At 33.4% G+C, this 21320-nt stretch carries 18 protein-coding genes; 8 read left to right on the top strand and 10 right to left on the bottom strand.

The features are described from left to right. Positions 1-64 precede the first annotated feature (64 nt). Positions 65-646, top strand: a complete 582-nt coding sequence (gene yyaC, locus J5Y03_RS06825) for a spore protease YyaC (protein ID WP_209403926.1) — start codon at positions 65-67, stop codon at positions 644-646. A 67-nt stretch (positions 647-713) separates the two neighbouring features. Here the strand turns inward: yyaC and J5Y03_RS06820 are convergent, their stop codons facing one another. From J5Y03_RS06820 to rpmH, 10 genes are all read right to left on the bottom strand, one after another. Next, positions 714-1556, bottom strand: a complete 843-nt coding sequence (locus J5Y03_RS06820) for a ParB/RepB/Spo0J family partition protein (protein ID WP_209403924.1) — start codon at positions 1554-1556, stop codon at positions 714-716. After that, positions 1549-2310: a ParA family protein gene (locus J5Y03_RS06815; RefSeq protein WP_209403922.1), complete on the bottom strand. Its 762-nt coding sequence runs from the start codon at positions 2308-2310 to the stop codon at positions 1549-1551. The genes J5Y03_RS06820 and J5Y03_RS06815 overlap by 8 nt, the downstream gene beginning before the upstream one ends. A 573-nt stretch (positions 2311-2883) precedes the next feature. After that, entirely contained in the window at positions 2884-3723 is an 840-nt protein-coding gene (noc, locus tag J5Y03_RS06810) for a nucleoid occlusion protein (RefSeq protein ID WP_209403920.1), read from the bottom strand. Positions 3724-3927: 204 nt separating this feature from the next. Next, a complete protein-coding gene (rsmG, locus tag J5Y03_RS06805; protein WP_209403917.1) occupies positions 3928-4647 on the bottom strand; it encodes a 16S rRNA (guanine(527)-N(7))-methyltransferase RsmG in 720 nt (239 codons plus the stop codon). Between the two features lie 17 nt (positions 4648-4664). Further along, entirely contained in the window at positions 4665-6554 is a 1890-nt protein-coding gene (gene mnmG / locus J5Y03_RS06800) for a tRNA uridine-5-carboxymethylaminomethyl(34) synthesis enzyme MnmG (protein ID WP_209403915.1), read from the bottom strand. Positions 6555-6574: 20 nt separating this feature from the next. Beyond that, positions 6575-7951 carry a tRNA uridine-5-carboxymethylaminomethyl(34) synthesis GTPase MnmE gene (gene mnmE / locus J5Y03_RS06795; protein ID WP_209403913.1) on the bottom strand — a complete coding sequence of 459 codons (1377 nt, stop codon included), beginning with the start codon at positions 7949-7951 and terminating at the stop codon, positions 6575-6577. A 186-nt stretch (positions 7952-8137) separates the two neighbouring features. Then, positions 8138-8764: an RNA-binding cell elongation regulator Jag/EloR gene (jag, locus tag J5Y03_RS06790; RefSeq protein WP_209403911.1), complete on the bottom strand. Its 627-nt coding sequence runs from the start codon at positions 8762-8764 to the stop codon at positions 8138-8140. Further along, entirely contained in the window at positions 8761-9561 is an 801-nt protein-coding gene (gene yidC / locus J5Y03_RS06785; protein ID WP_209403908.1) for a membrane protein insertase YidC, read from the bottom strand. The genes jag and yidC overlap by 4 nt, the downstream gene beginning before the upstream one ends. A gap of 34 nt (positions 9562-9595) precedes the next feature. Then, positions 9596-9970 carry a ribonuclease P protein component gene (gene rnpA / locus J5Y03_RS06780; RefSeq protein ID WP_209403906.1) on the bottom strand — a complete coding sequence of 125 codons (375 nt, stop codon included), beginning with the start codon at positions 9968-9970 and terminating at the stop codon, positions 9596-9598. A 139-nt stretch (positions 9971-10109) separates the two neighbouring features. Continuing rightward, on the bottom strand, positions 10110-10244 hold the full coding sequence (gene rpmH / locus J5Y03_RS06775; protein WP_209403904.1) for a 50S ribosomal protein L34: 135 nt from the start codon (positions 10242-10244) through the stop codon (positions 10110-10112). A gap of 742 nt (positions 10245-10986) precedes the next feature. Between rpmH and dnaA the strand changes: the two genes are divergently transcribed. The 7 genes from dnaA (at position 10987) to J5Y03_RS06740 (ending at position 20830) form a co-directional block, all read left to right on the top strand. Further along, on the top strand, positions 10987-12333 hold the full coding sequence (gene dnaA / locus J5Y03_RS06770) for a chromosomal replication initiator protein DnaA (RefSeq protein WP_209403902.1): 1347 nt from the start codon (positions 10987-10989) through the stop codon (positions 12331-12333). Positions 12334-12490: 157 nt separating this feature from the next. Further along, positions 12491-13636 carry a DNA polymerase III subunit beta gene (gene dnaN / locus J5Y03_RS06765; RefSeq protein ID WP_209403900.1) on the top strand — a complete coding sequence of 382 codons (1146 nt, stop codon included), beginning with the start codon at positions 12491-12493 and terminating at the stop codon, positions 13634-13636. A gap of 139 nt (positions 13637-13775) precedes the next feature. Continuing rightward, complete coding sequence (yaaA, locus tag J5Y03_RS06760) at positions 13776-13994, top strand: S4 domain-containing protein YaaA (protein ID WP_209403898.1); 219 nt, start codon at positions 13776-13778, stop codon at positions 13992-13994. A 15-nt stretch (positions 13995-14009) separates the two neighbouring features. Continuing rightward, positions 14010-15128: a DNA replication/repair protein RecF gene (recF, locus tag J5Y03_RS06755; RefSeq protein ID WP_209403896.1), complete on the top strand. Its 1119-nt coding sequence runs from the start codon at positions 14010-14012 to the stop codon at positions 15126-15128. Between the two features lie 32 nt (positions 15129-15160). Beyond that, positions 15161-17083 carry a DNA topoisomerase (ATP-hydrolyzing) subunit B gene (gene gyrB, locus J5Y03_RS06750; protein WP_209404503.1) on the top strand — a complete coding sequence of 641 codons (1923 nt, stop codon included), beginning with the start codon at positions 15161-15163 and terminating at the stop codon, positions 17081-17083. 78 nt (positions 17084-17161) lie between these two features. Next, positions 17162-19630 (top strand): DNA gyrase subunit A, encoded by a 2469-nt coding sequence (gyrA, locus tag J5Y03_RS06745; protein ID WP_209403894.1) that lies wholly within the window; start codon positions 17162-17164, stop codon positions 19628-19630. A 159-nt stretch (positions 19631-19789) separates the two neighbouring features. Beyond that, on the top strand, positions 19790-20830 hold the full coding sequence (locus tag J5Y03_RS06740) for an HD-GYP domain-containing protein (protein ID WP_209403892.1): 1041 nt from the start codon (positions 19790-19792) through the stop codon (positions 20828-20830). The last annotated feature ends 490 nt before the right edge of the window (positions 20831-21320 follow it).

Below are 21320 nucleotides of genomic sequence, written 5' to 3'. Positions count from 1 at the left end.
GTATAAATTAATAGAAAAGTGCATAGAATGATACTATTCCTTAACTAGAAAAGTAGGTGATTCTATGCAATTTTCTTCTTTTTCTTTTCAAAATCTTTTTCAAGACGATTTAACTGTATTTCATCACGAGGTAGATTCACTTACTCGATTTAGTCAGCATTTATGCAAATTACTACCTAGTACAATAACACATGATATTATTTTTGTATGCATTGGAACTGATCGTTCAACAGGGGATTCATTAGGACCACTTGTAGGAACCTTTTTAGAAGAAAGTGATTTAAAAAGATTTCACTTTTATGGTACTCTCGATGATCCAATTCATGCATTAAATTTACAAGAACGGCTTGACTTTATTCAATCTCATTATACCAATCCCTTTATCGTTGGCATTGATGCTTGCCTAGGTAAGATGAAAAACATTAGTAGTATTCGAATTGCAAAAGGACCTGTCAAACCTGGAGCTGCATTAAACAAAAAGCTTCCAGAAGTTGGCCATATCCATCTTACTGGTGTTGTAAACATTAGTGGATTTATGGATTATTTAGTTCTTCAAAACACACGTTTAAGCGTTGTAATGAAAATGGCCAAGTTTATTGCAAAAGGTATAAAAGAAACTGAAAATGAACTACTAAAAAATAACTAACTATTTTTTGATAACAGCAAAGGCTGCCCAAATAATCCATGGACAGCCTTTTTATTATCATAAACAATTAGTTCAAAAGTGACAAAATACGATTTAAATCTTCTTGATTAAAAAATTCAATTTCAATTTTACCTTTATCTTTTGTTGTTTTAATTTTCACCGCTGTACCTAACTTTTCTTGCAAAACTGTTTCATACTCTTCAAAGTATATATTTTTCTTTTTAGTCGCACTTTTTGTTTCACGTGAAACATCTTTATTTAATTCATTTACTAAATTTTCAACTTCACGTACACTCATATCTTTTTGAATGACTTTTTGTGCTACTGTCTCGATTAGCTGTTTCTTTTTTAATCCTAATAAAGCTCTACCGTGCCCCATTGTTAAGGAGCCATTTTCAACTAGTTGTTGTACAGATTGAGGTAAAGATAAAATGCGTAAGAAGTTTGCAATATGAGGGCGACTTTTCCCTAATTTCTTAGCAAGTTGCTCTTGGGTAACATATAATGCTTCAATTAAAGTTTGATACGCCTTTGCTTCTTCTAAAGGACTTAAATCATCACGTTGCAAGTTTTCAAGCACTGCTAATTCCATCATTTTCTCGTCAGTTAATTCACGAACAATAACAGGTACTGTTTTTAATCCAGCATTTTTAGCAGCACGATACCTTCTTTCACCTGCAACGATATCATAACCTTTAATACTCTTTCTAGCAATAATCGGCTGTAATATACCATGCTCTATAACCGACTGTGTAAGCTCTCGCAAAGCTGTTTCGTCGAAGTTTTTCCTAGGTTGATAAGGGTTTGCTCTTAAATCTTTTAGTGATATTTCTTGGACTAGTTCTTCCGTACTTTGACTTTCTAAATCCTGAAAAAAAGCACCAATCCCTTTCCCTAACCCTTTAGCCATTTGCAATCACTTCCTTTGCTAATTCTAAGTAAACTTCTGCACCTCTCGATTTTGGATCATAGGTAATGATCGGCTTACCATGACTAGGAGCCTCACTTAAGCGTACATTTCTAGGAATGATTGATTTATATACTCGGTCTTGAAAATATTTTTTCACTTCTTCGATTACTTGCAAACCTAAATTTGTTCTAGCATCGAGCATTGTTAATAATACGCCCTCAATAGCCAAATTTTTATTTAAATGCTTTTGCACTAATCGTACCGTACTTAAAAGCTGGCTTAATCCCTCTAGTGCATAGTATTCACACTGTACAGGGATAATAATAGAATCTGAGGCTGTTAATGAGTTTAAGGTTAATAATCCCAATGAAGGTGGACAATCAATTAATATATAATCATATTGATTTTTGATCGTATCAAGCGCACGTTTTAGACGTACCTCTCTCGAAATAGTTGGAACTAACTCAATTTCTGCACCAGCTAACTGAATTGTTGCAGGAATAATATCAAAATTTTCTTCTGATGTAGGTATAATCACTTGTTTTACATCAACATCATCAACAAGAACATTATAAACACATTGATTTACATCTGCTTTTTCAACACCCATTCCGCTTGTTGCATTCCCCTGTGGATCTATATCAACTAATAATACTTTCTTCCCTATATGAGCTAAACAAGCTCCTAAATTAACAGAAGTGGTTGTTTTACCTACACCACCTTTTTGATTTGCTATCGAGATTACCTTTGCCACTTTGTAACCTACTCCTCTCGCTTCAGTCGGTTTATTTAATTTATTTTATCATGAATCAATTCATAATAGGGCCAAGTTTTAAAAAGAATACATTTCAATTTTATTACCAAACTACGAGAAATCAGTTAAAAGTGCTAATATTTCTAAAAAATGTTACTTTCGCAAACTTTGTTGTTATTTTAGAATGCGTTAGTTGATTACAACTCCAGGATGCTCCCTTTCCGTGGGGCGTGAGCTGAGCCTCCTCGTCGCTATTGCTCCTGCGGGGTCTCAGCCTTCCCGCTATTCCCACAGGAGCCGGAGTCTCGCACCTTCCACTGCAATCAACTTCTGTCTTTAAAGTTACAAATCTCAAAAACGTCAATCTTTTAGAAAAGAGACATCCATACTATTAAACATTCGCACCTTGGCACATAAAAATAAGGAATCATCTTATTAGGATTGTCTTTTAAGATGTTATTTTCAGAGTAGCCTTTAACAAAGTGATAGGTTAATTGGAACGTAGAAATGCTCGCTTTACTCGATAGAGCGTTAAAATAAAAAATCCACCTATTAATAAGTGGATTTTAATCGTTATTTTTTAGCTATTTTAATAGTGATTTGATAGTAATCTTCGTGTTCTTCTTCTTCACTATTAATATCCATACCAGCATTCGAAACCATCTGTAGTGATTCACGAATGGTATTCATTGCAATCCGAAAATCTCTACTCACAGCTTTACGCCTTGGCTTTCCTTTTGGCTTTTTCTCAGTAAGTAAATCAGCAACACGATCTTCTGTTTGTTTTACATTTAATTGTTTCTGAATAATTTCATTTAACATATTAATTTGTAATTCTGGTTGTTTAAGAGGTATAAGTGCTCGTGCATGACGTTCAGTAATACTCTTATCTAATAAAGCTTGTTGTATTTCTGCTGGTAGCTTCAATAATCTCATTTTGTTCGCTACTGTTGATTGCCCTTTGCCTAATCGTTGTGCTAATGCTTCTTGAGTTAAATTATGTAATGTAATTAATTTTTCGTATGCAATTGCCTCTTCAATCGGAGATAATTCTTCACGCTGTAAATTTTCAATTAGAGCAACCGAAGCAGTTTCTGTATCAGAAAAGTTTTTAATAATAGCAGGGATGGTTTCCCAACCTAATGAAGTAACTGCACGGAAACGACGTTCTCCTGCAATAATTTCATATCGATTATCTTCAAACTTTCTAACAACAATAGGTTGAATAATTCCGTGAGTCCGAATTGTTAAAGCTAACTCTTTAATTTTATCTTCATCAAAAAAAGTCCTAGGCTGATAACGATTTGGCACAATTTCACGAATAGGGATCTGTTTTATTTCTTCCTTTACAACCTCATCTTCCAAATGCTCCTTCTCTGATAAACCTAAAAGACGTGACAACGTATTCTTCACTGTATCCCCCACCCTTTTCGATTTCAAACACAAAATAAAAGATGAAAGAATGTTTCACGTGAAACACTCTTCAAACACTCAACCACTACTATTTTATATTACCTATCTATAAAACTACTTTATTTATCATATAACATTAAATTTAATAGACATAATTAGTTAGTTATTAATTATGCCTATTAAAAATACTTTGAGTAATTTTACCTATTGCTCGAGTGGTTCTTTATTTGGTAATCCAGGTTTTCTTGGATATTTATTTGGTGTTTTTCTTATTTTGTTAATAATTACAATATTACGATCACTGTTTTCTTCTGGTAGTAAGAAATGATTAACTTCGGCAACTTTACCACCTAAACTGTTTACAGCAAAGTTAGCTTTTTCCAATTCTTCCTGTCCAGCAGCACCCTTTAGTGCAACGAAGTTTCCTCCGACTTTTACTAAAGGCATACACAGTTCACTTAAAACAGACATCCTAGCAACCGCTCTAGCAGTAACAACATCAAAATTCTCTCTCATGCCAACCTTTTTAGCAAAGGTTTCAGCTCGATCATGATAAAACGCCACATTCTCTAAACCTAGCTTCGTTGCTAAATGATTCAAAAATGTAATACGTTTTTGCAATGAATCAACAATAGTTACTTTAATTGACGGGAAACATATTTTTAATGGTAATGAAGGGAAACCTGCTCCTGCACCAACGTCACAAACTGTTAGATCTCGATCGAAATCAAAGTAAAATGCCGCTGAAATTGAATCGTAAAAATGCTTTAAATACACATCTTCTTCATCGGTAATTGCAGTCAGATTCATTTTTTCATTCCACTCAACTAAAAGTTTATAATATAAGTCAAATTGATTTAATTGTTGATCAGTCAGTAGAATTCCTTTTTCTTTTAGAGCATCTACAAATTGCTGTTTATTCACAATTTTTTCCCCTATCTTTATTCATTCGATATTTTTGCAATTTTTCCTTGTTCTAAATAAACAAGTAAAATAGAAATATCCGCAGGATTAACTCCAGATATCCTAGAAGCCTGACCAACAGACAGAGGTCTAACTTGTTCTAGTTTTTGTCTTGCTTCTGAAGCAATACCTGAAATCGCTTGATAATCAATATTTTCAGGGATCTTCTTAGAATCCATTTTTTTCATACGTTCAACTTGCTGAAGTGATTTTTCAATATATCCTTCATATTTGATTTGAATCTCCACTTGTTCTTCTATTTCATCAGATAGAGCAATCTCTGACGGGATAATTTGTTTTATATGACCATAATTCATTTCAGGACGTCTTAGAAGATCTGCTCCACGAATTCCATCCTTTAATTCACTTCCACCAACCGAAGCAATTAATTCTTGCACTTCACTTGTTGGTTTAATAATTGTTTGTTTTAAACGCTCGATTTCTTCTTCAATTCGTTTCTTCTTTTCTAAAAATGCGTTATATCGATCATCTGTAATGAGTCCGATTTTATGCCCTAATGCTGTTAATCTTAAGTCTGCATTATCATGACGCAGTAATAAACGATACTCTGCTCTTGAAGTTAACAAACGATAAGGTTCATTTGTTCCTTTTGTTACTAAATCGTCAATCAGAACACCAATGTACGCATCAGAACGATCTAAAATAACTTCTTCTTTATCGATTGCTCGGCATGCTGCATTAATTCCAGCCATTAGGCCTTGTCCAGCTGCTTCTTCATATCCAGACGTTCCATTAATTTGGCCCGCTGTATATAAATTTTTTACTACTTTTGTTTCTAGAGTTGGCCAAAGCTGAGTTGGTACGATTGCATCATATTCGATCGCATAGCCAGTTCTCATCATTTGAACATTTTCTAAACCAGGTAAAGTTTTTAACATTTCTTCTTGTACATCTTCTGGAAGGCTTGTTGAAAGACCTTGTACATAGACCTCTTGTGTATTTCTTCCTTCTGGCTCTAAGAAAATTTGATGACGTGGTTTATCATTGAAACGTACAACTTTATCTTCAATCGATGGACAATATCTAGGACCTGTTCCTTTGATCATTCCGGAATACATAGGTGATCTATGCAAGTTTTGATCAATAATTTGATGAGTACGTTCACTTGTGTACGTTAACCAACATGGGATTTGATCCATATTAAATTCTTTTGTTTCAAAAGAGAACGCACGTGGTTGATCGTCACCAGGTTGAATCTCTGTTTTTGAGTAATCAATTGTTAAACTATTTACACGAGGCGGTGTACCAGTTTTAAAGCGGACTAATTCTAATCCTAGTTCTTCTAAATGCTCTGATAATTTAATTGAAGGCTGTTGATTGTTTGGCCCGCTCGAATATTTCAATTCACCGACAATAATCTCGCCACGAAGGAAAGTACCTGTAGTAATAACAACTGTTGTAGAACGATAAATTGCGCCAGTCATTGTAATAACGCCTTTACATTCTCCATCTTCAATAATTAAACGTTCAACTAACCCTTGTTTCAACGTTAAATTAGGTGTTTCTTCAATTGTTTTTTTCATTTCATGTTGATATAAAAACTTATCGGCTTGAGCACGTAAAGCACGCACTGCAGGTCCTTTACCTGTATTTAACATTCTCATTTGGATATGTGTTTTATCAATGTTTTTACCCATTTCACCGCCAATGGCATCAATTTCACGCACAACGATTCCCTTTGCCGGACCTCCTACTGAAGGATTACATGGCATGAATGCAACCATATCTAGGTTTATTGTTAGCATTAAAGTGTTGGCACCCATTCTTGCAGAAGCTAAACCGGCTTCAACACCAGCATGACCAGCACCAACTACGATAACATCATAGTTTCCAGCTTCAAATCCCATAATTTCTTACCTCCTACTCCTTATTTTCCTAAACAAAACTGAGAAAATAATTGATCAATCAGGCTTTCCTGAACTGAATCTCCGACAATCTCACCTAATAATTCCCATGTTCTTGTTAAATCAATTTGAACTAAGTCAACTGGCATTTGCATTTCGATCGCACTAATAGCGTCTTTAATTGTTTGCTCAGATTGTTTTAGTAATCCGATATGTCTTGCATTAGATAAATAGGTTAAATCCTGAGCTTCGATTTGGCCTTTAAAATATAAGTTAGCAATCGCAGCCTCTAATTCGTCGACTCCTTTTTCTTCTTTCAAAGAGGTTGAAACAATCGTTGAATTCTTTACTAATTGCTTGACGTCTTCGATATCTAATCTTTGTTCTAAGTCAGTCTTATTTATAATAACAATTATATCCTTATTTTCCATTTGTTCATAAAGAACACGATCCTCTTCTGTTAAAGGTTCATTATAATTTAAAACAAATAAGACAAGATCCGCTAAACCAAGTACCTTTTTAGAACGTTCAACTCCAATCGCTTCTACAACATCTTTTGTTTCACGAATCCCTGCTGTATCGATTAAGCGAAGCGGAACTCCTCTAACGTTAACATACTCTTCAATTACATCTCGAGTAGTACCAGGTATATCTGTTACAATTGCTTTACTTTCCTGTACTAACGTATTAAGAAGTGATGACTTACCAACATTAGGGCGACCAATAATAACAGTAGCAAGTCCTTCACGTAAAATTTTCCCTTGCTTCGATGTTTCAAGAAGTTTTTGGATTTCGACTAAGACATTTTGCGCTTTAGGAATCAGCATATTGTTCGTCATTTCTTCAACATCATCGTATTCAGGGTAATCTATATTCACTTCAATATGTGCAAGAATTTCCAGTAATTGTTGTCTCAATGTTTGAATTAATTTTGAAAGTCTACCTTCAACTTGATTCATTGCAACCGCCATTGCACGATCAGTTTTCGCACGGATTAAATCCATTACAGCTTCTGCTTGAGACAAATCAATTCGACCATTCAAAAACGCTCGTTTTGTGAACTCACCAGGTTCAGCAAGTCTAACACCTTGAGATAAAACTAACTCTAATACTTTATTTACGGAAAAAATACCACCGTGACAGTTAATTTCAACAACATCTTCACGGGTAAATGTTTTTGGTGCTCTTAAAACTGAAATCATTACTTCTTCTATTGTTTGATTAGAAGCTGGATCGATTAAATGACCATAATGAATTGTATGTGAATCAACCTTTTCCAGGTCCTTTTCTTTAAATAATTTATTAGCTATTTGAACAGCTTGATCACCGCTTAAGCGAACAATTGCAATTGCCCCTTCTCCTTTAGGCGTTGATATTGCTGCAATAGTATCATATTCCATAATATTATCACCTCTACCATACTGCATTCACAGCAGTATGCTACTTCTAAACTTATAGCATAGCACAAAGATATTTAGAATTGAACGTTTTTATTATAACCTCTATTAATTCTCAGTAAACTAAAATGGCTCGTATCATCTACTTCATATTTCAGAAATATAAAAGAAAAACCAACTAAGAATGACTTAGTTGGTTGAATTGTAACTAACAACAAGTTGTCTGTACGGATCTTCCCCTACTGACTTTGTTATAATATTAGGTACTTTTGTTAAGGCATTATGAACAATTTTTCGTTCAAAGGAAGGCATCGGTTCTAACGAAACAGCTTTCTTTGTACGTCCAACTGTCTTTGAAACTTTTATCGCAAGTATCTCTAAGGATTCTTTTCGTTTTTGACGATAATTTTCTGCGTCAACTACAATGTGTATTAATTGTTTTGAAAGTCGATTGATAAAAGTTTGAGTTAGAAATTGTAAAGAGTTCAGCGTTGCTCCTCTTTTACCAATAATCAGAGCAACTTTATTTCCTTTAATTGTAAAATACAAAGATTTATCTGTTTCTTTTACTTCTATTTGAGCAGATTCATCTAAAGCTTTTACGATATTTGATAGATATTTAATTGTTTTCTCCATTACAGTTTCTTTTCTAGTAACTGTAACAATCGCTGGTTTTGCTCCAAAAAGACCTAAAAAACCTTTTTTAGCCTCTTCCACAATAACGATATCTACTTCATCTTTTGTTGTACTAAGTTGCTGAAGTGCATAATCAACTGCTTGTTCAATTGTGTTACCTTTAGCAGTTACTTCTCTCACTTACTGGCCCCTCCTACATTATGCTTAGCATCAGGAATTTTAATTGCCATTGTTTGAACAATCATAAATACGTTACCAACTACCCAATAAAGTGCTAATGCTGCTGGTAAGTTGGTTGCGAAAAACATAATCATAACTGGCATGATATATAACATTATTTTCATTTGTTGAGCAGCTGGTCCTGTAGCAGGATTGTTTGCCATTGATGCTTTTTGAGATAAGAATGTTGTTATACCAGCTAATACCGGAAGAATATAATAAGGATCATGTTCTCCAAGTTTAAACCATAAAAACGAATTATGGAAAATCTCTTCTGTTCCTCTAATTGCTGAATAAAAAGCCATTAAGATCGGCATTTGAATGAAGAGTGGTAAACAACCCGATAATGGATTTACACCATGTTGTTGGTATAACTTCATTGTCTCTTCATTTAATTTCTTCATAGTATTCTGATCTTTTGAAGAATACTTTTCTTTTAATTTCATCATTTCAGGTTGAATTGCTTGCATTGCTTTAGTACTTCTAATCTGCTTAATCATTAGAGGTAAAAGCGCTAAACGAATTAGTATTGTCACAATAATAATTGACAATCCATAATTTCCACCGCAGATACTTGCAACCTGTTTGATAAACCAAGAAAGAGGATAAACAAAATAGTGTGTCCAAATTCCTGGGCTATTTGGACCAACCGGATGAACGATTTGCGATGAACTTGTTTGTGATGAACATCCAGCCAATGCTAATACTAGAACTAATAAAAGAACAGTAAAAAGTGGTTTAAACTTTTTATTCTTCAATTTAGTCCCTCCTTTATAAGATCTAGTAACCCCATTAACTTTTACGGCTAATTAGGTTCTTTTGATTGTCTATTTTAAGTGCTTTTGCACGTTTTAAAACATGATTTAAACTACTTTTGAATTGATCAAATGGCATTTCTACGCATGGTTTTCTTGCAATAATAACATAATCATAATCATTTTGAAGTTGTTCTTTCATTTCTAATAATGCTTGTCTTATGTATCTTTTGATATGATTGCGTACAACCGCGTTCCCCAGCTTCTTACTTACAGAAAGTCCAATTCGATATTGATTTTGTTTCTGTTTTTGTAAAACATAAAGCACAAATTGACGATTTGCAGTAGATGTCCCCTCACGAAAAATTCTATCAAAATCAGCATTTTTCTTTATTCTGTTTTTCTTATTCATGTTCGATTGACACCTCTGAAATTCCTTTAAATATCTAATGAAAGTTTCGTTAAAGATCTTATTTATTAGGTATTAGTCATTACGTCCAGAAAAGAAAAAATACCCTATTTAGCGAAAAAAGACCACTGATGACAGTGGCCTATGCAGATAATACGTTTCTTCCTTTACGACGACGAGCAGCAAGAACTTTACGTCCGTTTTTAGTGCTCATACGGCTACGAAAACCATGTACTTTACTGCGTTTACGTTTGTTTGGTTGATATGTTCTTTTCATTATATAACACCTCCCTGAGGAATTACTGTTATAGACAGTCCTATCAATTATAAAGAATAAGTAGTTAATATGTCAATGCGTGTTATTTAGAGTGGAAATAATTTCTTTTCTATTCCTTAAAAGATAAATGATAAGAATATCTTCTATATTGCATCCATTAAATCACCATTTTAATGGAATTATTCTATATTAAATTAATCCTTCGATTTAAACAAGTACAGTTTTTCCAAACCAATAAAAATTAATCTATTTAAATGATTAATTACTAGCGAACCAATCCGTAGTTTTAATGCATACGAAATTTTTTCGTTCTCCATTTTATTTAATTTGTTTACTTACCTGTGGATATTTTTTATTTCCACATTTTTTATTCACAACAAATATTGACAGGTTTTGCACATTTACTATTGTTGTGGACAAGTATTTTTCAACAAGTGGACGACTCTGTGGATAACAATAACAAAGCATTGAAAATACTGTTTTAATTTGCTATGATTAATTTGTTTTCTATTTCTGAGTAACTTTTACGGCCTATAATTTTATCCACAATTGTTGATAACTTGTGGACAGGTTTTGCAGTTATACTAAATAAAGTTATTCACAGGCCGTGAATATTGTCGAATAACTAATTATTTCCCGAAATATCACGAAAGCAACGTATACATGTTTTTGAATAAAAATTAACTTCCGTAAGTGACGTTGTACAAAAGTTAAACAATCTAATAAAAGGAGGTAAAATTAATTGGAAAATATCGAGGATCTTTGGTCAAGAGTACTAGAAGAAATCGAAAGAAAAATTAGTAAGCCAAGTTTTGAAACATGGTTGAAATCAACAAAAGCTTACTCCTTAAAAGAAGATACCTTGACCATTGTAGCCCCTAATGAATTTGCTAGAGATTGGCTAGAATCAAAGTATTCAGGATTAATAATGGACACTGTATTAGAAATAACTGGTGCAGAATTAATTATTAAGTTTATCCTGCCACAAAATCATATAGATGAAATCGCTATGAATATCCCTGCGGTAAAAGAAAAAGTAAAAATCGATGAGCCAATAGAGTTTGGACAAAGTATGTTAAATCCTAAATATACTTTTGATACGTTTGTAATTGGTTCAGGTAACCGATTTGCACATGCTGCATCTTTAGCTGTTGCGGAGGCTCCTGCGAAAGCATACAACCCATTGTTTATTTATGGGGGAGTTGGACTTGGAAAAACTCACTTAATGCATGCGATCGGTCATTATGTATTAGAACATAATCCAAATGCAAAAGTAGTTTATTTATCTTCAGAGAAATTCACAAATGAGTTTATTAATTCTATTCGTGATAATAAAGCAGTAGAATTTCGAAATAAATATAGAAACGTTGATGTTTTACTAATTGACGATATTCAATTTTTAGCTGGAAAAGAGCAGACGCAAGAGGAATTTTTCCATACATTTAATACGCTACATGAGGAATCCAAACAAATTGTTATTTCCAGTGATAGACCACCGAAGGAAATACCAACTTTAGAGGATCGTTTACGTTCTCGCTTTGAATGGGGCCTTATTACAGATATCACACCACCGGATTTAGAAACACGTATCGCTATTTTACGTAAAAAAGCTAAAGCAGAGGGTTTAGATGTTCCAAATGAAGTAATGCTATATATCGCTAACCAAGTTGACACAAATATTCGTGAATTAGAAGGTGCACTTATTCGTGTTGTCGCTTATTCTTCCTTAATTAATAAAGATATAAATGCAAGTGTAGCAGCCGAGGCTCTTAAAAACCTTATAACAACTGCTAAGCCAAAAATATTATCAATTCAAGATATCCAACGAACTGTAGGAGAATTCTTTAATATAAAATTAGATGACTTCAAAGCTAAAAAAAGAACAAAGTCAGTTGCTTACCCAAGACAGGTTGCAATGTATCTATCTAGAGAGCTTACTGACCACTCTCTACCTAAAATTGGAGAAGAATTTGGTGGCCGCGATCATACAACTGTTATTCATGCCCACGAAAAAATCTCTAAATTAGTAGAAATTGATGTCCAACTTCAAGCTCAATTAAAAGAAATCAATGAAAAGTTACAACAGTAAAAGTTGTTAAACTGTGAATAACTAACATCCACTTTTACACAGTCTATCCACATGTTGATAGACTATTTTTTCTTTACTAAAACAAAGTTATCCACATGTTAACAGCCCCTATTACTACTATTATCTTTAAAATAATTACTTATAAGGAGTGAAAACTATGAAATTTACTGTTCAAAAAGAATATTTAGTAAAAGCTGTACAAGATGTAATGAAGGCTGTTTCATCAAGAACAACTATTCCAATTTTAACTGGTATAAAAATTGTCGTTACACAAGAAGGTATGATCTTAACTGGTAGTGATTCGGATATTTCAATTGAATCATTTATACCAAGTACTTTAGATGATCAACATATATTAGAAGTTCAACAAACTGGAAGTATTGTACTTAATGCTAAATACTTTGGTGAAATCGTAAAAAAACTACCTTCTGATTTTGTAGAGATCGAATCAGATCAAAATTTTGTTACAAAAATTAAATCAGGTAAAACGGAATTTAGTTTAAATGGATTTGATGCGGAAGAATTTCCTTTATTACCACAAATTGAAGAACATGAAACATTTAGAATATCAGCTGATTTACTAAAATTTATGATTCGTCAAACTGTTTTTGCAGTTTCTACTTCTGAAACAAGACCAATCTTAACTGGGGTAAATTGGAAGATTGAAAACGGCGATCTAACATGTATTGCAACAGATAGTCATCGACTTGCATTACGTGAAGCAAAGATAGAGATGGATTCTATGGATAATAACTTTAAAGTAAGTGTTGTTATTCCTGGAAAGAGTTTAAACGAATTGAGCAAAATTCTTGATGACAACGATGAAAAAGTAGAGATTGTTTTAACTGAGCATCAAGCATTATTCAAAACAAAACATATTTTATTTTTCACAAGACTTCTTGAAGGAAACTACCCAGATACAACTAAATTAATTCCAAATGAATGTAAAACAGAATTAACTGTTGATACAAAAACATTATTACAAGCGATTGATCGAGCTTCATTATTAGCTAGAGATGGACGAAATAATGTTGTTCATTTAGAAACTGTAGATCAATCAATCGTTAATATTTCTTCTTACTCACCTGAAATTGGCAAAGTAGTAGATGAAATTATTTGTAAAGAATTAAAAGGAGAAGAATTAAAGATCTCATTTAGTGCGAAATATGTTATGGATGCATTAAAAGCGATCGAAAGTCCTGAAATTTATATTCAATTTACAGGTGTAATGAGACCATTCTTAATTAGAACGGCAAATGATACAAAAACGTTACAACTAATATTACCTGTACGTACTTATTAATGAATTTTATGTAAGATATAAGTTACTAGTAGAAATGCTAGTAACTTTTCTATCATATGGAGAAAATAAACAAAGTAGAATATAGTTTTTCTTTCAGAAGTTTAGTACAATTAAGGAATGGACAATTGAGGGTGATTAAATGAAAAATGAAAAAATTAAAATTAAAACAGAATATATTACTTTAGGGCAATTTTTAAAGCTTGCTGGTGTGATTGATACAGGCGGAATGGCAAAATGGTTCTTATCAGAGCATGAAATTTATGTGAACAACGAATTAGAGAATAGACGTGGAAAGAAATTAGTACCAAATGATGAAATTAAAATTATAGGATTTGGTATCTTTACTATTACCACATAATTTGGGGGAATCCCTTTGCATATAAAAGATTTACGGTTAAAAGACTATCGGAATTACGAAGTCCTAAACCTTACGTTTAAAGATCAGGTTAACGTTATTATTGGAGAGAATGCTCAAGGTAAAACAAATCTCATGGAAGCAATTTATGTTTTAGCCATGACAAAATCTCATCGAACAAGCAATGATAAAGAACTTATTCGTTGGGACCAAGAGTATGGTACAATAAAAGGAACGGTACAAAAGAAAAATCAAGAAGTTACTTTACAGCTTATCCTTTCAAAAAAAGGTAAAAAAGCTAAATATAACCACTTAGAACAATCAAAATTAAGTCAGTATATCGGCGTAATGAATGTTGTCATGTTTGCTCCTGAAGATCTACACCTTGTTAAAGGAAGCCCACAAGTTAGACGAAAATTCTTGGATATGGAATTAGGTCAAGTATCACCTATCTATTTGCATGAATTAAGTCAATATCAACGAATCCTTAACCAACGAAATTCTCTATTAAAGCAATTACAAGTAAAAAGAGAGCAAACTAATGAGTTGATGTTAGATGTCTTAACAGCTCAACTTGTTAAACATGCTGTTAAAATTGCTATTAAGAGAATTTCGTTCATTCAATTACTTCAAAAATGGGCGTCTGCTATTCATCACCAAATCTCAAGGGGAACGGAAATCCTAGAGATTATTTATAAGCCAAGTATAAATGTATCAGATACAGAAGATTTGTCGAAAATGGAAGAAGAGTATATAGAGGCTTTTTCTAGTGAAAAAAATCGTGAAATTGCTAGAGGTACAACGTTACTTGGCCCACATAGAGATGACTTGTTATTTATGGTCAATGAGAGAAATGTTCAAATGTTTGGTTCACAAGGACAACAAAGAACAACTGCCCTATCGTTAAAATTAGCAGAAATCGAATTAATTAAATCAGAAGTTGGAGAGTATCCAATCTTACTTTTAGATGATGTATTATCAGAACTTGATGATTATCGCCAAACTCATTTATTAAATGCAATACAAAATAAAGTACAAACCTTCGTTACAACTACTAGTGTTGACGGAATAGATCATGAAACAATAAAAAAAGCAAATATAATTAATGTTCAAAAAGGCACAATTTTAACGCCATAATTAATTAGAAAAGAAGGTGAGCATTGATGACAATGGATCAAAAACAGGTACAAGGCAATAGCTATGATGAGAGTCAGATTCAAGTGCTTGAAGGTCTTGAAGCTGTAAGAAAACGTCCTGGTATGTACATCGGATCTACCAATTCTAAAGGCTTACATCATTTAGTTTGGGAAATTGTCGATAATAGTATTGATGAAGCTTTAGCAGGTTACTGTGACGAAATCAATGTCATTATTGAAGAAGATAATAGTATTACAGTTAAAGATAATGGGCGCGGAATTCCAGTAGGGATCCATGAAAAAATGGGAAGACCAGCGCTTGAAGTTATTATGACAGTTCTACACGCTGGTGGTAAGTTCGGCGGTGGAGGCTATAAAGTATCAGGAGGTCTTCACGGGGTTGGTGCATCGGTTGTTAATGCGCTTTCTACACTTTTAGAAGTAAAGGTATATCGAGAAGGACATATCTATTATCAAAAGTTTCATAAAGGGGTTCCAGCGGCTGATTTATCGGTTATTGGCGAGAGCGATACAACAGGTACACATACTCACTTTAAGCCAGACCCAGAGATTTTTACCGAAACGACTGTATATGAATTTGATACATTAGCAAATCGTATACGTGAATTGGCATTTTTAAATAAAGGCCTCAAATTAACAATTGAAGATGTACGTGAAAATAAGCAGAAAAAAGATTATCACTATGAAGGCGGAATTAAATCTTATGTAGAGCATTTAAACCGTTCGAAAGAAGTTATCCATGAAGAACCGATTTATGTAATGGGTGAAAAAGATGGTATTACTGTAGAAATTGCACTTCAATACAATGAGAGTTATTTAAGTAACATTTATTCTTTCACAAACAATATCAATACCCATGAAGGCGGTACTCACGAAGTAGGATTTAAAACAGCATTAACGCGTGTTATTAATGACTATGCACGTAAAAATGGGTTAATCAAAGACCAAGATAGTAACTTAACTGGTGAGGACGTTCGAGAAGGGTTGACAGCTATCGTTTCAATCAAACATCCAGACCCACAGTTCGAAGGTCAAACGAAAACGAAACTAGGAAATAGTGAAGTACGAACAATTACAGATAATGTTTTTGGTGAGAAGTTAGAACAGTTTTTACTAGAGAATCCTGTTGAAGCCAAGAAAATTATTGAAAAAGGATTAATGGCTGCTAGAGCGCGTGTTGCAGCTAAAAAAGCTCGTGAACTTACTCGTAGAAAAAGTGCTTTAGAAATTTCAAGTTTACCTGGGAAATTAGCAGACTGTTCATCTAAAGATTCCTCTATTAGTGAAATTTATATAGTAGAGGGTGATTCAGCGGGAGGAAGTGCAAAGCAAGGTCGCGATCGCCACTTCCAAGCTATTCTTCCTCTAAAAGGAAAAATTATTAACGTAGAAAAGGCACGCCTAGATAAAATCCTTTCTAATAATGAGGTTCGGTCAATGGTTACTGCATTTGGAGCGGGTATCGCTGAGGAATTCGATATTTCAAAAGCACGTTATCATAAAATTATTATTATGACAGATGCCGATGTTGATGGTGCGCATATTCGTACTCTATTGTTAACGTTCTTTTACCGTTATATGCGTGAATTTATTGAACAAGGTTATATTTATATTGCTCAACCACCTTTATATAAGATTCAACAAGGGAAAAAAGTACAATATGTTTATAATGATAAACAACTTGAAGAGGTACTATCAACTTTAAATGCAGTACCTAAACCATCTATTCAGCGTTATAAAGGTCTAGGAGAGATGAATCCTGAGCAACTTTGGGAGACAACAATGGACCCTGAAGTTCGTACACTATTACAAGTTAACCTACAAGATGCGATCGAAGCTGATGAAATATTTGATACATTAATGGGTGACAAAGTAGAGCCACGTAGAAACTTTATTCAAGATAATGCAAAATACGTAAAAAACTTAGATATATAATTAAGAATTTTATAGGGGAGCATTATGCTCCTTTTTCCTACTTAAGTGTACTATTTAGAAATAAGGGAGGTGCTGTTGTTGAGCGAAAATCAACAAATTAAAGAAATTAATATTAGTCATGAAATGCGTACTTCCTTTCTAGACTATGCAATGAGCGTTATTGTAGCACGAGCATTACCTGATGTACGTGACGGACTAAAACCAGTACATCGACGTATTTTATATGCTATGAATGATTTAGGGATGACTGCAGATAAAGCTTATAAAAAATCGGCACGTATTGTTGGCGAAGTTATTGGTAAGTATCATCCTCATGGCGACTCTGCAGTTTATGAAACAATGGTCCGTATGGCACAAGATTTTAACTATCGCTACATGCTTGTAGATGGACATGGGAATTTTGGATCTATAGATGGAGATTCTGCGGCTGCAATGCGTTACACAGAAGCTAGAATGTCCAAAATTTCAATGGAACTTTTACGTGATATAAATAAAAATACAATTGATTACCAAGATAACTATGATGGTTCTGAAAGAGAGCCAATTGTATTACCTGCTCGTTTTCCAAACTTATTAGTAAATGGTGCGACTGGTATTGCGGTAGGGATGGCAACGAATATTCCGCCTCATCAACTTGGAGAAGTTATTGATGGAGTGCTTGCATTAAGTAAAGATCCAGAATTAACAGTACAAGAGCTAATGGAGTATATCCCTGGTCCAGATTTCCCTACTGCTGGAATGATCTTAGGAAAAAGCGGTATTCGAAAAGCCTATGAAACAGGTAAGGGTTCTGTAATTGTTCGTGCAAAAGTTGAGATAGAGGAAAAAGCTAATGGCAAACAATCAATCGTTGTTTCTGAACTTCCTTACCAAGTAAATAAGGCAAGATTAGTTGAGCGGATTGCAGAATTAGTACGCGACAAAAAAATTGAAGGAATCACCGACCTTAGGGATGAATCTGACCGTAACGGTATGCGTATCGTAATGGAGGTACGTAGAGATGCTAATGCAAATGTTCTTTTAAATAATCTATATAAACAAACGGCATTACAGACAAGCTTTGGTATAAATCTTTTGGCTTTAGTAAATGGGGAACCAAAAGTACTTTCATTAAAACACTGCTTAAAGTACTATCTTGATCATCAAGTAGTAGTTATAAAAAGAAGAACTGCCTTTGAACTAGAAAAGGCAGAAGCACGTGCTCATATTTTAGAAGGATTAAAAGTAGCTTTAGATCATTTAGATGCAGTAATTAGTTTAATTCGTGCCTCACAAACAGCAGAAATTGCTAAAAATGGTTTAATTGAGACTTTCTCATTAAGTGAAAAACAAGCTCAAGCAATTTTAGATATGCGTCTACAACGTTTAACAGGATTAGAACGTGAAAAAATTGAAGAAGAGTATCAAGAGCTTATTAAATTGATTGCTGAATTAAGAGCAATTTTAGCGGATGAAGAACGTGTACTTGAGATTATCCGCGAAGAGCTTACGCAACTAAAAGAGCAATACAACGATAAACGTAGAACTTCAATAATTCCTGGTGGTTATGAAGTTATTGAGGATGAAGATTTAATACCTCAAGAAAATATTGTTATTAGTTTAACTCATAATGGCTATATTAAACGTCTACCAATCTCTACATACCGCTCTCAAAGAAGAGGAGGACGAGGTATTCAAGGGATGGGTACAAATGACGATGATTTCTTAGAGCATCTTTTAACCACATCAACACACGATACAATTTTATTCTTTACAAATAAAGGGAAAGTTTATCGTATAAAAGGATATGAAATCCCAGAATATAGCAGAACTGCAAAGGGATTGCCAATTGTTAATCTACTTGAAATAGACCGAGATGAAAGTATTAATGCAATCATACCTGTCAGCGAGTTCTTAGATGACTGGTATCTGTTCTTTACAACAAAACAAGGTATTGCTAAACGTTGTCCATTATCTGCATTTGCAAATATCCGTACAAATGGATTAATTGCAATTAACTTACGTGAAGATGATGATGTTATTTCTGTACGTTTAACAGATGGTTCAAAGGATATTGTTGTAGGTACAGCCAAAGGAATGATGATCCGCTTCCATGAAGAGGGCGTTCGTTCAATGGGAAGAAGCGCAACAGGGGTTAAAGCAATCACACTTTCTGAAGATGATTATGTTGTTGGTATGGAAGTTATTGAAGAGGATCGTGACATTTTAGTAGTAACAGAGTTTGGTTATGGAAAAAGAACATCCCAAGAAGAGTACCGTATTCAAAGCCGTGGCGGAAAAGGTCTAAAAACACTTAATGTTACAGAGAAAAACGGGAAAATGATTTCGATGAAAGTCGTAAATGATGAAGAAGATTTAATGCTGATTACTGAATCAGGTGTAGTCATTAGAATGCCTATTGATCAAATTTCAAGATTAGGTCGTGTAACTCAAGGAGTTAAGTTAATTAAACTAGGTGAAGAAGGGCATGTTGCAACTGTTGCAGTAACTGCCAAAGAAGAAGAAGAAGAATCTAATGATGAAGAGAATCATGAAGAAATAGAATAAAATAAATTTGTGAGATATGCACAAATCTTGTAATTCAAAAAGGCACCTTCTGTTAACTATAGTATGTAAGGAATTTGGTAACTTATATATCTTGATTACAGAAGGTGCTTTTTTGTATAAACTTTTGTAGTTTTATTATATTAATTTGGGGGATTTACAATGATCGTTAGAGTGGATATGTTAAGAGAGGGTTGGATGATCGATAAACCAATCTATTCTTTATCAGATGTTCCAATAATTAATACTGGAAAAATATTAACTAATGAAGATATTGATATAATAAGTGCCTTTTTAATTAACGAAGTAGATGTACAGATTAATAAAAACACAAACAACTCTTCTGCAAAAGAAGAAAAATTAGCAATTTCAAGTATCGAATTCATGGATATCTATTCTGAAGCAATTAAAAAGTATAAGATACACTTTAGTGGCTGGGAGTCAGGAGCAGCGGTAAATATTGTGGAATTTAGAAAGCTACTTTTACCAATAATTGAATATTCTAATCAAGATACTATTAAAAAGTTGGTCATTCCTTCAATAACCTTAAAAGATGAGAAAGATAAAATTGCACACTATAGTTTATTATGTACAATGATTTCAACAATGATTGCAACTAAGTTGAAATATCCCAAAGGCGATGTGATACAAATTGGGATTTCAGCGGCACTTTGTAATGCAGGGTATGCAAAATATCAATTCCATGCTTTGACACAAATAAAAAATGATCCAGAATATAAAAATTATCCTATGTATAGTTATCGTATGGTAGAAAAAATTCAATTTTTACGTGATCAAATGAAAATTGCTATTTTGCAACATCAAGAGCGACTCGATGGTTCTGGTTTTCCTCTTAAGTTAAAAGCAAAATTTATTAATGAATTCGCATCAATATTAGGTGCAAGTACATATTATGTTACGATTGTTTTAGACGCTAATCATACACAAAATGATTTTCAGTTTATAGAACATTTAAAGAAAGAGTGTTTTGGAAAGTTCCACCCTAGCGTAATTGAGACAATGAGTAGTCTGATTATTCAGTATCAACTTGGTGATCGAGTTATGTTATCAAACGGAGTTCTGGGACAAATTGTTTACCAGTCACCAACGGAAATAACAAGACCGACTATCAAAGTAGAAAATAGTGGAATGGTTATCGATTTAACGAAGGATCGTACTCTTTATATTAAAGAACTGATCTAGTTGTAAAATGTGTTTAACTAAAACAGTGATGTGCAATATTTTTTTATCCTTGAACTGCAAGTTTGTGTAATGAGGTTTGTTAGATTCTTTAGGTTAATCCTTTTATAAGGATTTTATGATTAGGGGAGAATGTTAATATCCATGGGGGAATATGGAATAATTATAGTTAATTTTCTGTTCTCCCTCTACTTATAGGAAACTGATTTATGAAAAACTTAGGTTTTGAAGTTTTGGGGATTATTATATTGTTTTTAATAATTACATCCACTTAATGGAATGAGGTTACTTTTTTTGAAAAATATTAACAAAAGGTATTGACCACTAAAAGATAGCGTGTTAATATATAGAAGTCGCCAAGAGATATGACGACAAAATGAACTTTGAAAACTAAACAAAACATGAAGTAAACGTCAATTATTAGTTTTAGAGCTTAAGATAAACAATCTATTATGGAGAGTTTGATCCTGGCTCAGGACGAACGCTGGCGGCG

The organism is Gottfriedia endophytica (genome assembly GCF_017814275.1).
Taxonomy (GTDB): Bacteria; Bacillota; Bacilli; order Bacillales; family Bacillaceae_G; genus Gottfriedia; species Gottfriedia endophytica.
This window is presented reverse-complemented; position numbering and strand designations above follow the sequence as displayed.

Excerpts from the sequence above, each read along its gene's own strand:
- gyrB (WP_209404503.1), top strand. The coding sequence starts at position 15,161 with ATGGATCAAAAACAGGTACAAGGCAATAGCTATGATGAGAGTCAGATT.
- rnpA (WP_209403906.1), bottom strand. The coding sequence starts at position 9,970 with ATGAATAAGAAAAACAGAATAAAGAAAAATGCTGATTTTGATAGAATT.
- J5Y03_RS06820 (WP_209403924.1), bottom strand. The coding sequence starts at position 1,556 with ATGGCTAAAGGGTTAGGGAAAGGGATTGGTGCTTTTTTTCAGGATTTA.
- yyaC (WP_209403926.1), top strand. The coding sequence starts at position 65 with ATGCAATTTTCTTCTTTTTCTTTTCAAAATCTTTTTCAAGACGATTTA.
- yaaA (WP_209403898.1), top strand. The coding sequence starts at position 13,776 with ATGAAAAATGAAAAAATTAAAATTAAAACAGAATATATTACTTTAGGG.
- dnaN (WP_209403900.1), top strand. The coding sequence starts at position 12,491 with ATGAAATTTACTGTTCAAAAAGAATATTTAGTAAAAGCTGTACAAGAT.
- rpmH (WP_209403904.1), bottom strand. The coding sequence starts at position 10,244 with ATGAAAAGAACATATCAACCAAACAAACGTAAACGCAGTAAAGTACAT.
- J5Y03_RS06740 (WP_209403892.1), top strand. The coding sequence starts at position 19,790 with ATGATCGTTAGAGTGGATATGTTAAGAGAGGGTTGGATGATCGATAAA.
- mnmG (WP_209403915.1), bottom strand. The coding sequence starts at position 6,554 with ATGGGATTTGAAGCTGGAAACTATGATGTTATCGTAGTTGGTGCTGGT.
- mnmE (WP_209403913.1), bottom strand. The coding sequence starts at position 7,951 with ATGGAATATGATACTATTGCAGCAATATCAACGCCTAAAGGAGAAGGG.